The organism is Wolbachia endosymbiont of Cruorifilaria tuberocauda (genome assembly GCF_013365475.1).
Classification (GTDB): domain Bacteria; phylum Pseudomonadota; class Alphaproteobacteria; order Rickettsiales; family Anaplasmataceae; genus Wolbachia.
In genome coordinates this window covers 157785-172390 of the sequence record NZ_CP046579.1, presented here as the reverse complement: position 1 = coordinate 172390, position 14606 = coordinate 157785, and the positions used below count along the sequence as shown (strand labels likewise).

At 32.0% G+C, this 14606-nt stretch carries 11 protein-coding genes and 1 other RNA gene; 7 read left to right on the top strand and 5 right to left on the bottom strand.

The window, feature by feature from the left end; all coding sequences use genetic code 11:
• Nucleotides 1-572: 572 nt before the first annotated feature.
• A complete protein-coding gene (rsmH, locus tag GOY13_RS00630; RefSeq protein ID WP_175813939.1) occupies nucleotides 573-1568 on the top strand; it encodes a 16S rRNA (cytosine(1402)-N(4))-methyltransferase RsmH in 996 nt (331 codons plus the stop codon).
• A 2011-nt stretch (nucleotides 1569-3579) separates the two neighbouring features.
• Here rsmH and GOY13_RS00625 read toward each other — a convergent pair.
• Nucleotides 3580-4254, bottom strand: a complete 675-nt coding sequence (locus GOY13_RS00625; protein WP_175813938.1) for a septal ring lytic transglycosylase RlpA family protein — start codon at nucleotides 4252-4254, stop codon at nucleotides 3580-3582.
• A 116-nt stretch (nucleotides 4255-4370) separates the two neighbouring features.
• On the opposite strand from GOY13_RS00625, the gene GOY13_RS00620 reads away from it, so the two are divergent.
• The 6 genes from GOY13_RS00620 to lipB all read left to right on the top strand — a co-directional run bounded on the left by GOY13_RS00620 (nucleotide 4371) and on the right by lipB (nucleotide 10580).
• A complete protein-coding gene (locus GOY13_RS00620) occupies nucleotides 4371-5792 on the top strand; it encodes a UDP-N-acetylmuramate--L-alanine ligase (RefSeq protein ID WP_246214308.1) in 1422 nt (473 codons plus the stop codon).
• A gap of 10 nt (nucleotides 5793-5802) precedes the next feature.
• Nucleotides 5803-7068 carry a phosphopyruvate hydratase gene (eno, locus tag GOY13_RS00615; protein WP_175813936.1) on the top strand — a complete coding sequence of 422 codons (1266 nt, stop codon included), beginning with the start codon at nucleotides 5803-5805 and terminating at the stop codon, nucleotides 7066-7068.
• The gene (cgtA, locus tag GOY13_RS00610; RefSeq protein WP_175813935.1) at nucleotides 7065-8087 is read left to right on the top strand and encodes an Obg family GTPase CgtA; all 1023 of its coding nucleotides are present in this window, start codon (nucleotides 7065-7067) and stop codon (nucleotides 8085-8087) included. Before eno ends, cgtA begins: the two co-directional genes overlap by 4 nt.
• A 340-nt stretch (nucleotides 8088-8427) precedes the next feature.
• Nucleotides 8428-8762, top strand: a transfer-messenger RNA (tmRNA) gene (gene ssrA, locus GOY13_RS00605).
• Between the two features lie 30 nt (nucleotides 8763-8792).
• Nucleotides 8793-9230, top strand: coding sequence for a ClpXP protease specificity-enhancing factor SspB (locus GOY13_RS00600; protein ID WP_175813934.1), 438 nt, complete (start codon nucleotides 8793-8795; stop codon nucleotides 9228-9230).
• Between the two features lie 732 nt (nucleotides 9231-9962).
• Complete coding sequence (gene lipB, locus GOY13_RS00595) at nucleotides 9963-10580, top strand: lipoyl(octanoyl) transferase LipB (protein WP_175813933.1); 618 nt, start codon at nucleotides 9963-9965, stop codon at nucleotides 10578-10580.
• 738 nt (nucleotides 10581-11318) lie between these two features.
• On the opposite strand, the gene GOY13_RS00590 is transcribed toward lipB, so the two are convergent.
• The 4 genes from GOY13_RS00590 to trmD form a co-directional block, all read right to left on the bottom strand.
• Nucleotides 11319-12116, bottom strand: a complete 798-nt coding sequence (locus GOY13_RS00590) for a phosphoribosylformylglycinamidine synthase subunit PurQ (protein ID WP_175813932.1) — start codon at nucleotides 12114-12116, stop codon at nucleotides 11319-11321.
• Between the two features lie 2 nt (nucleotides 12117-12118).
• Nucleotides 12119-13369, bottom strand: a complete 1251-nt coding sequence (locus tag GOY13_RS00585) for a PstA family ABC transporter permease (RefSeq protein WP_175813931.1) — start codon at nucleotides 13367-13369, stop codon at nucleotides 12119-12121.
• A gap of 122 nt (nucleotides 13370-13491) precedes the next feature.
• Nucleotides 13492-13869, bottom strand: a complete 378-nt coding sequence (rplS, locus tag GOY13_RS00580; RefSeq protein WP_175813930.1) for a 50S ribosomal protein L19 — start codon at nucleotides 13867-13869, stop codon at nucleotides 13492-13494.
• Nucleotides 13853-14560, bottom strand: a complete 708-nt coding sequence (trmD, locus tag GOY13_RS00575) for a tRNA (guanosine(37)-N1)-methyltransferase TrmD (RefSeq protein WP_175813929.1) — start codon at nucleotides 14558-14560, stop codon at nucleotides 13853-13855. Before trmD ends, rplS begins: the two co-directional genes overlap by 17 nt.
• Between the last annotated feature and the right edge of the window lie 46 nt (nucleotides 14561-14606).

The window sequence follows — 14606 nt, the reverse complement described above, 5'->3', positions numbered from 1 at the left end:
CATTCTCTAGAAATATAACTATTGTTGATATTAGGAAAGGTTTATTATAGACGTTTAACAACCATCTTAATGGTAATTGAGATAGACTTCTATTTCTCATATAAATCCCCTCAAGTATATATCTTATCTATGATGATAGATTACACTGTTAACCAAAAATAAAAGGCAAAAACGTTATCAATAAAATTGAAATCATGTTGAAAACAATAACAACCTTTCTTCTACGTTTATCATCAACATAGAAAATACATCAGATTTACTATCAACCTCAATTGAAACCCTGCTGTTGGTATTCCAAAAACTCTTAGCACGCTAACTAACTGATTATTTAAATGGGGAATGCACTTGTTTCTTATGCTTAAGAAGTAACTTAAAAGCATTTGGTCACACCAAAGCAAAGTTGCATAAGTTAAACTTTAAAATATTATTTTTGTTATTTGCTGTGACAGCTTCCTATAACTTATTTAGTATTAAAATACTTTGCATTTTAGATCAAACTATGCTAAATAATATCTTATCAAATCTAAGTATTTCTATATCATATATTTTTGTATGCTTAAGTATAGAATATTATGGCACACATTCCAGTTTTGCTGAAAGAAATGCTCTTACAACTTTCACCACAAAATGGTGGTGTATATGTTGATGCTACATTTGGAGCTGGGGGATATAGCAGAGCAATATTAGAGTCAGCTGATTGTAAAGTGTACGCAATTGATAGGGATGAAACAGTTGCAAAATTTTACCACAGTTTAAATGCTAAATACCCTGGAAAAATAAAGTTATTTCTTGAAAAGTTTAGCAACATTCAAACTGTGTTAAATAGTAATAACCTCAAGCACTTTGCAGAATCTTCTGTAGTTCCGCAGCTATCTTCTACTACTTCAGTGCTAATCCCAAAAAAAAATCTATGGTCAAACAACACAAGAATAATATCAAACAATACTGTAGATGGAGTCGTATTTGATGTAGGAGCATCATCTATGCAGATTGATGAAGGAAACAGAGGATTTTCATTTTTACATAATGGACCGCTTGATATGCGCATGGACTACTCTTCCAATGTTAACGCCTCAGTATTTGTTAATGATTTACATGAAGAAGAAATTGCAAATACTATATACAGCTACGGAGGTGAACGTTATTCTCGCAAGATCGCAAGAGCAATAGTAAATGCACGTAAGAAAAAAGCTATCAGCACTACATTTCAGCTTGCAGACATCGTACGTTCTGTTGTGCTTCGTAGAAAAAGCAAAATTGACCCTGCAACCAGGACATTCCAAGCAATTAGGATATGGGTAAACGACGAGCTTAAAGAACTTGAGAATGGCATTAAAGCTGCATCAGAAATTTTAAATAAGGATGGTAAGCTGATCGTCATCACTTTTCATTCTTTAGAAGACCGTATAGTCAAAAACTTTTTTAAGAATTTATGTAATACAAGATTTACAAATTGTAGAAAGTTTTCTCTTCTAAATAGAAGAGTAATCAAGGCAAGTTCAGAAGAAATAAGTACAAATCCGCGCGCACGCTCAGCAAAACTAAGAGGTATACAAAGATTGTTATGAAAACCTCGTGTATCTCAATAACAATCCAATACACCATAATCATGCTTATCTTATATATAGACAAATTCTTTTAAAGAAGCTCTTTCCTACCCCATTCCTACAATAAATTTCACCTATCTTCACTTATCATTACACCCACTATAAAATGCTTTTATGTTATCTTTTGTATTTTTTGCTTTCATACTTATACTTCTCTTCTCGGATATCATATAATTCCAGCTTTGCCCCTACAATTGGAAGTAGTTGATAGTAGTTAAAAATAAAGGAATGCAAAAACTATTATCTCTTCTCTACATTTAAGGCTGCATTCTTTTTTAGGACCTTATATGAAGCCATTGAATGAATCACACTACCCCCTTTAACATCTCCTTAGTCAATTTCTGCGCCTCTGTAATTAGTAAACTTGTTAACTTATTATCGCTATGCAAGCCAGCAAGTTATAGTAGTGAACCTATTCTATCTCTTGAATTAATTACTAAATACTAATAAAAATTGGAGTTTTTTGCACTTAAACAAACAGGATAATATAGTGAATTTTCACTTTCATCATTGGCTATAGCACTGAACATCTCAATATTCAGCAACTATTTCACTTTAACTATACTACCCCTTACTATAAAAACTTTATGTAAGAACCTATGTTCATACCTAGTATGAAACCCACCTTTAACTAATTACTCATATATTACCTGTTATGCTCTATATCACTTAAACTAATATAACAACTAAGTGATTAGTAAGCGATGTATGAAATCATGTATTACGCAGCAATATAGCGCTTTCAAAAAAATAGAGCTATTCTCAAAGCTTTATAAACATTCCTAATAAAAAGACTAAGAAAAATATCATAAAAGCCCTGGCACTGTATTTTGCACACTCAATAATTCAAAGTTAAAGAAGCGTAATAAAATTACTTTAACTTTAAACTAACATTTTACTGAAATTGTTATGTCTGAGAAAATAGAACACTATTCAGAATGTAACCACACTTATGCTATTAATAAAATAAGGATGGGAAATATAAGAAAGTCTTCTAGACACTTTAGTTTATCTATCATTCATTCTTAACATAACCTCTTGGCCACCGAATATCCAATTCTCTCTTTTTATAAAAATTTGGTCTGAACTAACATAACAAATCTGATATTTAATAATTTTCTCTCTCTAAAAAATAGATTTTTGTCTATTATCTCATCAATTCCACGATATTATGTGTGTTCTTTTTAATTGCAAAATCTTAAACTAAGGCTATATAATTAAGGCTTTACAGTAAAAATACTAGTAATTGTAAGTAGCATTACGATCAATTTCACTAGATCTTTTTTTTATATATTTAGTAAAACTTAAGAGGATCATCCTTAAATTTGGAATCTTACAACCATGAATCAGCATACATTTTCATATTCAGATTATATTCTCTGCAAGAGAAATCAAGAAACTAGAACTTATGTAGACGATCAAATGCTACGCTCTTATAACTAAAAAGATCTAATTATTTACTCAAAAAGGCTGACTTGCATAAATAAACTTGAGGAGACTTGATCTCAAAAAACCCATTAAATAAAAGTCCACCTTCTGTGAAAGGATTTTGACATTTTTATAGTTATAAAAAATTGAATCTTTCAAATTTACTTGAAAATTTCACAAAACATCAGCACTACTTAAATAATAGACATCCCTAGATACAACAAAAAATCACCAGCTATATACCATTTAGCAATTTACTAATCTTGCAAAATATAGCTAGGTAGCATATGCTTAGGGAAGCCTATAAATAGTTAATTCTACTCAAATGTCTAATAAACCTTGAAATAACATTTTCCTAATAAGATATTATACATTAACTGCCACAAAAAGGCCAGCATCTTTTTTTTAATACCTGTTTCAACTCAACCATGGCTCACTTTCTAATAAGTGAGGAAACATAAGATGAAAAATATAGACTTGTCTCACAACATTATCTCTTAGGCACTGCCGCACTATTTATGCATCATAAATTCTACTGCAACTGTTACTTATAACTCACTTTTACACAATATTTACCATCCTTAAAAAAGAACTTAACATTTTCCATTCCTTGATTACGAAGCTTTGATGCAGCTAACTTAGCAGATTGGGTACTCTTAAAGAACGCGATATACCATTTACTTTCCACATTCTCTTGCTTCGGATGACGTTTTTGCATTTCTTTCTCATACTGTTTTTTATAATGAGGTGTCTTTTGTACTAATCGTTCTGACATTTTTCTTAAATACTGAACTTTTACTCTCGTTAGTCCAGATTTATGAAATCCCAAAATTTTCGCTGCCTTTTCTGACAAATCTATTAACCTACCTTCAACAAATGGTCCTCTATCATTCACCCTCACAACAAGTTTTTTCCCATTTTCTAAGTTAGTAACAAGAACAAAACATGGAAGAGGCAGAGTCCTATGTGCTGCAGAAATTAAGTGACGGTTAAACATTTCACCATTTGCTGTAATTGTATCATGACCTTCTATTCCATACCATGATGCTATCCCCACTTCCTCGTAATGGTTACAGTGCTTTGGATGATAAGTTATACCATTTATTGTATAGCTATTACCGATTTTGTAGTGACCTGTAACATTACTATACTTACTGTAAAAACTACAACTACTTACCAAAAAAAACACCGAGCACAGTAAGAGCAGGTTTTTCATCATTGTATTTAATGAAAGATCTTAACATCATAAGTACTGTAAATTAAACTATATGTAGATTTAGAAATAAGTAAATCCTTACGTTAAATATGAATGTTACTGAAAAAGAAGCAATATATATGATTGGTATAGGTGGAACTGGAATGAGTGCAATAGCAGAAATCCTTCACAAGTCTAATTATAAAGTCCAGGGAAGTGATGTACAATCAAATGCTAATGTAGATAGATTACGAAGGTTAGGCATAGAAATCTATATTGGTCACAATGCTAATAATATCAGACAAGCCAAAGTAGTCATATATTCTTCTGCAATAAAACCTAACAACGTAGAACTAGTTATGGCAAGAGACAGTAACAGAACCATTTTGCACAGGTCAGATATGCTTGCTAAAATCATGAAAAATAAATATGTAATAGCAGTTTCAGGCTCAAGCGGGAAAACAACAACAACTGCTATAATTGCTTCTATTTTGGACTACTCTAGTGGACCACTTTCTATTGCTCGAGTGCCTAATAGTACTAAAGCCAGAAAAAAGGACTTGTATTCTAATTTCACGGTCCATAGTAATTCTAACATAGGAATTGATGCAACAGTAATTGCAGGAGGAGTATTAAACTCATATCAGAGTAACTCAAAACTCGGGGAAAGTGAGATTTTTTTGATCGAAGCTGATGAATCTGACGGAACTATGCTAAAAATCCCTGCAAACATTTCTGTCATAACTAGTATCAACAACGACCACATAGACTATTATGGAACACTTGAAAATCTTAAGAATGCGTTCTCCCAATTTGTAAACAAAGCAGACTTTGCAATTCTTCCTGATTCCGTAAACATTAATCATGCAAGCAACCACATGACGTTTGGGCTTGAATGTGGTAACATTAGAGCCATCAACATTAAGCAGCATGTCAGTAGCATTGAATTTGATGTATTGGTTGATAACAAACGTAGAATAAAAAATTTGGTATTATCAAATGCAATAGGAATACACAAAATCAGTAATGCCATGGCTGCAATATCAGTTGCAATAAAACTAGGGATTAGAGACAAAGAAATTAAAAAAGGTCTTTTAGAGTTTAAAGGAGTAGAAAGAAGATTTTCCTTAATTGCCAGTATCAAAGGTGTTAAGTTAATTGAGGATTACGCTCACCACCCAAATGAAATACATGCAACTTTAATAGCAGCACGTTCAATTGCTAAAGAAAAGGTGATAGGAATCATAGAAATATTTCGCTACGTTCGCATCTGTAATTTTTTCGATGAGTTTATACAAACTTTCATGATGTTTGACTATATCATTCTCACTCCTATTTCTCCTCCAGAGGATAACCCAATCCATGGCTGCAGGATTGATAATATACAGAGTGCTCTATTGAATAATGGTTTTAACAATGTAAAGACCGTAGATAATGCTTTGGTCATTTCACACTTTATCAATAATTCGACAAATTCAGGCGACGTAGTATTATTTATTGGTGCTGGCAGTAATATAGCTAAACTAGCAAGGGAAACTGCAACACTTATGTCAGAAGTATAGGTTTAATATAATGAAAAAAATAATCAATAGTGTATTTGCAAGGGAAATTCTAGATAGTAGAGGTCATCCAACCATTGAGGTAGAAATTGAACTCTACGATGGAGCAACAGGTATAGCATCTGTACCTTCTGGAGCTTCAATTGGCAAATTAGAAGCTTTAGAACTGAGAGATCAAGATAAAAAAAGATATTGTGGTAAAGGAGTTTTGAAAGCTGTTCAAACTGTAAATGGAATAATAGCAAATAAAATTATTGGTCTGGATGCAATAAACCAGAGTGTAATTGATAAAATCTTAATTGAACTAGATGGAACAGAAAACAAATCTAAACTTGGAGCAAATACAACTTTAGGTGTATCTATTGCAGTTGCAAAGGCAGTAGCAAATAGCTTTAAAATACCGTTATATAGGTATTTGGGAGGAGAACAGGCAAATGTTATGCCTTGTCCACTCATTAACATAATTAATGGTGGAGTACATGCAGACAACAATCTTGATTTTCAAGAATTCATGATTCTTCCTATCGGAGCCGATACTTTCAGTGAAGCAATCAGAATATCTGCAGAAGTGTTTTATAACCTACGCAATCTCCTTAAGAAAAATGGATACAACATAAATGTAGGAGATGAAGGTGGTTTTGCTCCAAACATTAAAGACACTGAGGAAGCAATTGACTTAATCATATACGCTATAGAATCTTCTGGTTATTCAACTCACAACCACTTTACACTGGGTCTTGATGTTGCTTCATCTACTTTTTATAGAAATAAAATTTACAGACTTAAAAACAGAGAGCTTACTTCAGGTGAATTAGCTGGGTATTATTTTAACCTTATAAAAAAATACCCTCTAATTTCTATAGAAGATGCAATGAGTGAAGACGACCATGAAGGTTGGAAACTACTTACTGCAAAGCTAGGAAATAAAATCCAATTAGTTGGAGATGATCTATTTGCTACAAACTGTCAGCTAATACGTAAAGGGATAGAGGGGAAAATGGCAAATGCTGTATTAATCAAGCCAAACCAGATAGGAACATTAACAGAAACATTAGCTGCCATTGAAATGGCAAAATCAAATGGTTATAAAGCTATTATTTCTCATCGATCAGGTGAAACAGAAGATACAACAATATCTCACATAGCAGTTGCATCAAATTGTGGACAAATAAAAGCCGGCTCATTATCACGTTCTGATAGACTTGCAAAATACAATGAACTAATGAGAATAGAGGGGCTATTAGGAGAAAACGCTAAATATTATTGTAGGCTAGCATGAATTTTATAGATGAAGTTAAGTTATATTTAAAAGCAGGAGATGGTGGTGATGGGTGTGCAAGTTTTCGTCGAGAGAAATTTATTGAATTTGGCGGTCCAAACGGAGGCAATGGAGGGAAAGGAGGAAACATAATTTTTGTTAGTGATACAAATCTAAGCACATTGTTTAATTTCTGTTATATGAAACACATTAAAGCAGATGATGGGAAAAGAGGTACAGGCAAAAACAGATCTGGCATAGCAGGAAAGGATGTTATACTTAAAGTCCCAATTGGCACACAAGTAATCGATGAAGAAAGTAAGGAGGTGATAGTAGATTTCAATAAACCTGATATGAAATTCAAGATAGTACAAGGTGGGAAGGGTGGACTTGGAAATGCTAATTTCAAATCTTCTATTAATAAAGCACCAAGACATTTTACCTACGGACAACTTGGTGAAAAAAGAAATGTAATATTAAAGCTAAAAGTTTTATCAGATGTTGGTATCATTGGCATGCCAAATGCAGGTAAGTCAAAATTTTTAACTCGTTGTTCAAATAAAGATACAAGAGTAGAAGATTATCCATTCACCACTATTAGTCCTAGTTTAGGTGTAGCAGAGGTGAATGATAGAAGAATTGTGATAGCAGATATTCCTGGAATCATTTCTAATGCTCATCTTGGAACTGGACTTGGCCACAAGTTTTTAAAACATATAGAAAGGTGTAAAATTTTGCTACATTTAATTGATGTAATTCATGAAGATGTCATTTCAGCTTATAATTGTGTACACAATGAGTTGAGGATTTATAGTAGTAATCTTATCAAGAAGGAAGAAATCATACTATTAAATAAATGTGATCTTTTACAAGAAGAAGAAGTTATAAAAAAGAAAAATTACTTGGCTAATCACCTCAATAAAGAAATACTATGCTTATCAAGCAATAGTGATTTACAGCCAATTTTAAAACTATTAAGCGAAAAATTAAAAAAGAGCGATTCCAAAGAAATTGATACATATAACCCTTTCAAAATATGAATTTTCCTCCTCAACAGTCATATAGGTATACAGTATAGTTAAGTCTCCTACATTTTGAGCAGCTTCTTCTCATCAAGAACCTTGAATACTAGATATAAAATTTCCCTATAGTTAAAGATTCAAAAAAAGTGAAAAACAGATGCGATAGAGATTTAACATGTATATGTACCATTATACCTAAAAGGATAGAATTTTTATTAAAATCTACAGAAAAATCTTCAAATAAAGATAAATTTTGAGAAATATTTTTATTATAATCAGATAGCGCTAATAAACAAAAGCAGTAATTCTATCGAAAAACCTTAATTTTATTTTGATTATAACACAGATCGAAGTCAAATATCTTGACATTTATTTGATGTTGCTAAATAATGTAAGTGTGTTTTATACACTATAGCAATAAAATTACTTTGTAATAGATGTATTGGACCCGAGGGCAGTACTCGGCGCCTCCACTATACTTTAATTCACATGGGGGCGAATAAGGATCGACATGCATAGTAAAGATGGTAGCTTTGCTCGGTTAGATACCACCGTTAAGAGTTCATAATTTAAACGCAAACGATAATTTTGCTGCTGAGGGTAATGTTACATCACTAGCTGCTTAACTAAGCACTGTAATCTCATTACCATAAGCACGGTTTAGGGAACGCCGGGTAACAGAAAGTTCCCTCAAAGCAGGAGTTTTGTACGTATAAAAATTATATGGATAAAGCGGATTATAAAAAATTACTCAATTACACAAAGCTTCAAGTTGTCAAAAAGGCTTTATATACTATATCAGGTAACGATTTTACTCCTCATTTAGAAATACTATTTTCTACATGTTTTAATGGTGTTATCCTACCAGATTATTTAAAAAAGTTGTACCCTACTCAAATGGTTATTATATTACAACATCAATTCTATAGTTTAAAAGTTTTCGAGGACAGATTTAGCGTTATGTTAAGCTTTCACGGGAAACAAGAGCAAATCACTGTATCATTTTTTGCTATTAGTGAATTCCATGATAGAACCTTAGGAGACGTTTTAGTATTTGATAAAATCAATATTGATCCCAATAAAGAATACAATAGTGAAAGATATACTAGAAAATTATTAAATGGCAGCATTATATCCATAGATCAGTTGCGTGATAAGTAACTGGTGAAGCTTAGCTTTATAAATGAAATTTGGAAAAAGTGAATTAAGAAAATACTAAGTACCTCCTTACCGAAATTTGTTTAGTAGATGCTTACTTTGTGTTTGCTATCTTGAATATTTATTATACATTACTAGTAATTACAAGTATAAAGTTTAGTGCTTAAGCTATTAGGATTCCTACTTATCACACTGTTTTTAATTATCAAAATAGCTACACAATTACTTCTTTAGAGAGAGTGGACTAAGCCTTACATATTTTTCTTTAGAAAATTCTTATTCTATTTAAACTTATTATCATAGAGCATACTGGTTATAGCAAAGGATCAAATGACTTTCCTATAGCCACGCAAGTAGCATTTCCTCCATTTTACTTAGATGTGCAAGTTTTCAGTTTTTTGTTTTATATAAGGTTGACTATTCCATTAGTTCAACAAAATCTGTTTTCTTATATTAATATTCGTTTCATTGTAAAGCAAAGGTTATATTACCTATTTTTAGAATACTCATCAGATAAACACAAAGCAGTAACTCTGTCATTATTTTCTTCTCAATTCTGTTTTTTCGTCAAAAAAGCTGCCACTATTTTTATAGCTTCACTATAAGTTGAAAGAATAATCATATTTCACTTTCTGAAAACATTGGGGCATATATTTGCATTCTTTTCAAAAAAAATTGGTGAAAGATTAAAATTGTGATAGATTAATATATAGAGCTAGAAAATAAAAAAATCAAATGGTAGAGTGGTTAATACCTGATCGCATCATTGATTACAAATATGCTGTAAAGTTCATGGAAGTAAAAATTCAAGAAATTTATAACAATTTATCTGACGAGCTGGTATGGCTAATTCAGCATCCTTCATTATACACGGCAGGAATTAGCGCAAAAGATGACGAAATTGTTGAAGAATTGTTTCCAGTATACAAAACAAGCAGAGGTGGTAAGTATACATATCATGGACCAGGACAGCGCATTATATACTTAATGTTAAACCTTAAAAAAAGAGATAAATGCAACATAAGGCTCTATATTAGAGAGCTAAGTAATTGGATTATAAATGTTCTAAGACACTTTAATATATTAGGAAAATTTAAAGAAGACAAAATAGGTATTTGGGTGAACGATAATGGAGTAGAAAAAAAAATAGCAGCTTTTGGCATTCGTTTAAAAAAATGGGTAACCTACCATGGTGTAGCACTCAACGTTTCTCCGGATCTTTCTCACTACAATGGTATTATTCCATGTGGACTGAAAGATTACGGTGTTACATCAATGAAAGAATTAGGAGTTGAAGTTTTATTGGATGAATTAGATGACATATTAAAAAAAGAATTTTACAAGGTATTCTAATATGTTTCATTAGTATTTACTTATACTATATTGTACTAATTTTACCTTGCAATCAAGTTGATATTATTCCTCTCTCTTACAAGAGAGAGGAGTCATACTTTATAACTTATGAAGGAGCATAGTAAAAACTTTAGATTTTAATTTTTATATTGATTGAAAAATTATATATTAGCAACAATTATCTTTATTCATCACTATGATGGACTTAGAGCAAAAGATTTGACAGCATACCACTGGTAGTGGATAAACAACTTAGTGTATTAAAGTAAGTTTAATATAAATAGTTCCTATAATCTGTAATTAGTAGAATTATTTTGACGTTTATCTATAAATCAAATGTGGTTAGCAATTCCTTTTTTCTATCATGCTAAAATATTAGTAAACCACTTTGTTTATGAATATAAGCAAAGCTCTATATTTGAAGATATATAAATTTTCCAAGTGGTCACTGAAGTATAATGCAGATCACTTTGAACAAGTCGCACCTAAAGAAGTACAAACTTTAATTTTATGAACTCAGACAATAGTAGTCTTGCTAAAATTGCAAGAACCGTAAGAAATATTAACTTCCACACGTTTACAATAATAATGAAAGGTGCAAACCGTGTCATATAAATTGTCATTTATTTTCTAGAACTCAGGCTACTATAGCATTCAAGGTAAGAGAAAAGATTCATTTTTATGAACATGTAAAGCATAAGTCTTAAAATTGCCAGCTAATAGACATTCATAAACTAATCAATAAAAATACTTCAATGCATTTTCAAATATAAGCATTCCGTCACCATACTTTGGTACATCTGATTTTAACCGTTTACACTTTTCTTTTTTAAGCGGCCAGTTATCCTGCTGAGTAAAAAATATTCCTCTCTCTGGATGAGGCATCAAAGCCAATACCTTGCCACTTTTATCTGACAAAGCAGCAAGATCATATACAGAGCCATTTGGATTAAAAGGAAACTGCAAGTTAGCGTAGTTACCATTTTCATCAACGTAGCGCAGTGCAATAGAGTCATTTTTAACCAACTGATCTAAAATATACTTGCTCATGAAAAACTTGCCCTCTCCATGAGCAACAGGAAGATACAATTCATCTAGACCACGTATCCAAATAGAATTACTATAAGGATTAACTTTAACTCTAATCCAACGGCATTGATAATTACCTACATCATTACATGTTAAAGCAATATTAGAGAATTCTGGAATTAACTTCACTAGTATTTGACAACCGTTACATATTCCAATAATAAGTTTGTCCTGGGATAAGAAATCCTGAAATTCACTTAACAAGTTATTCTTAATACGTAGAGCAAAAGCATTACCAGCCCCAGTGTCATCGCCATAGGAAAAACCCCCTGGAATTGCGAGTATATTACTAGATTGCAATTCATCTGGACTATATATGACTTCATTAATATGAACAATTTTTACTTTTACATTACTGATACCAAGTTTTCTGCTGCACTCTTCAAATGCAAATGCAGTTTCTTTTTCACAATTTAACCCATAACCAAATAAGACAATAACTTTCATGATCAAAAACTAAAAAACTCGAATTTCTTCTTTACAAAATTTGCTACTAAATTCAAGGCAAATAACATTATTAACAGAGCTATAATTGCAATAGCAGCAAGTTCAATGAATGCAATTTCAGGACTACTTGACCATATATATATTTGTACAGGTAAAACAGTTGCTGGATCAGAAAATGATGTTGGTGTATCAGCAATAAACGCTACTGTACCTACCATAAGTAAAGGGGAAGATTCACCCAAAACTCTTGCAACTGCAAGCATAGTACCGTGTATTACCCTTGGTAGTGCAATAGGCAAAGAGTGATCTAACATTACCTTAATATGAGATGCCCCAAGAGCAAAAGCTGCATCTTTTATTGCAATGGGAACGTTTGCAAAGGCATTTTTTGTTGCAATTACGATACTAGGTAACATCATAAATGAAAGAGTCATTCCACTAACAAGAGGTGAAGAACGTGGCAGTTTAAACATACCAAGGTAGAGAGTTAAGCCTGCTACACCAAATATTATTGAAGGCACTGCAGCAAGATTATTTATACTAACTTCTATAATGCTAGTCATCATACTATTCTTTGACATGAATTCATGAAGGCATATACCTGACATAATTCCTATTGGCAATGCTAAGGCTAAGCACACTATAATTGTCATCAAGGAGCCAACAAATGCACCTAAAATTCCTGCATTTTCAGGTTCACGAGAATCAGACTTAAGAAATAAAGACTTATTAAAGAACTTTCCCACCCTGTTCTTCTCTTTTAGAGAAAAGAGCAATCTAGCATAATGATCATTAAAATATTTATCCTTATTTATTGAATTGATCACACTTGACGCAGTAAACCAAATTTCATACCGCCCACTGTATTTTACTTTCCTACGAAAAAAGGTTTCTAATTCTTTGTAAGAATTACGACTTAAAATCTCGTCATTACTTTTAAAATCAGTTCCTTCAAATATTTTATGTAAGGAATCATTGAGTAATTTTATAGATTTATACCTCAAATCACTAGGATTACCTACTAAAGAAAAATCAGAGTCTATTTCTATTGGCAACAAAATTTTTGTTATTGTTAATGCACTATAAGAGTTAATTAATATACTCAACAATATACATATAGGACAGCTAAGAGAAATAACTAGTGTTACGAAAGAACAAAAATATAGTGTTCTATTTCTTTTATTTTTTCTTCTTATACGAGCATGTACACGCCTAGATTGAAGTATCTTGAGGAATTTTGTCTTTATGCTCATTTTATAGCTAGCCTAAACAAGGTTCTCTTACTTGTACTAAATACCCACATTTTTTTGCTATCTCAGTGACAACATTAACATTATTAAATATATATCGTTTAACACTGAAACTTCTATGATACCTACTTAGACCTATTGCTATTGTAAGTAGTACGCCCCTTTACCCTCGCAGCTTTTCCAAATAATTTACATAAGTAATATAGTTTTGCTCTGCGAGCCTTTCCACTCCTGGTTACTTGTACAGAAACTAATGCAGGAGAATAAACAAAAAATTGGGATACTATACTTTCTCCGTGACTCACTTTTCTAACTATAAAAGAAGAATGTAACCCACGGCTCTTTTCTGACAAACATACACCCTCAAATATTTGTATACGCTCGCCTGTACTATCGGCCATTTTAAAAGTAACTTTCAAATCATCACCAGGACGAAATTTTGGTATCTCCTTAACTAACATTTCCATTTGTTTCTTATTGAAATATTCAAGTAAATTTTTCATTTATTCCTCCATCTAATAATTCAGGTCTGCATCTTTTTGTTACAACTTGAGACTGTTTTTTTCTCCAATCACATATCTTTTTATGATTGCCAGATAATAGAACTTCAGGCACCTTATGCTTCCTCCATTGCCTAGGTCTAGTATATTGAGGATATTCAAGTATACCGCCAGCATAGCTAAAACTCTCCTCAGCAAGACTATCAAAATTATTCACTACACCAGGAAGTAGCCTTATGCATACATCAAGAAGCACCATTGCTGCTGGCTCACCACCTGAAAGTATATAATCCCCAATACTTAATTCATAAGGAGTATATTCATCTACTACCCTTTGGTCAATACCCTCAAATCGACCGCACAATATTGTTATATGAGAGAACCTTATTAATTCTTTCGCAATACCCTGATTAAATTTTGTACCAGAAGGGGTCATATAAATAAACTTAGTGTCTTTATGAACGGAAAGAACACTATCAACTGCACTGCCAATTACATCAGGACGCATAATCATTCCTGCTCCACCTCCATATGGAGTATCATCTACTGTTGAATGCTTATTTTCAGCAAAAAAACGTATATTTACTATCTCAAGGTTCCATATTTTCTTTTTTAACGCCTTTCCAGCAAGAGAATAGTTCAAAAATCCAGGAAACATGTCTGGAAATATAGTAAATACTGTAACATTGAGCATTTTTAAATTTATGATAAACTTAAATAAAAATTGATATAAAGTTTAT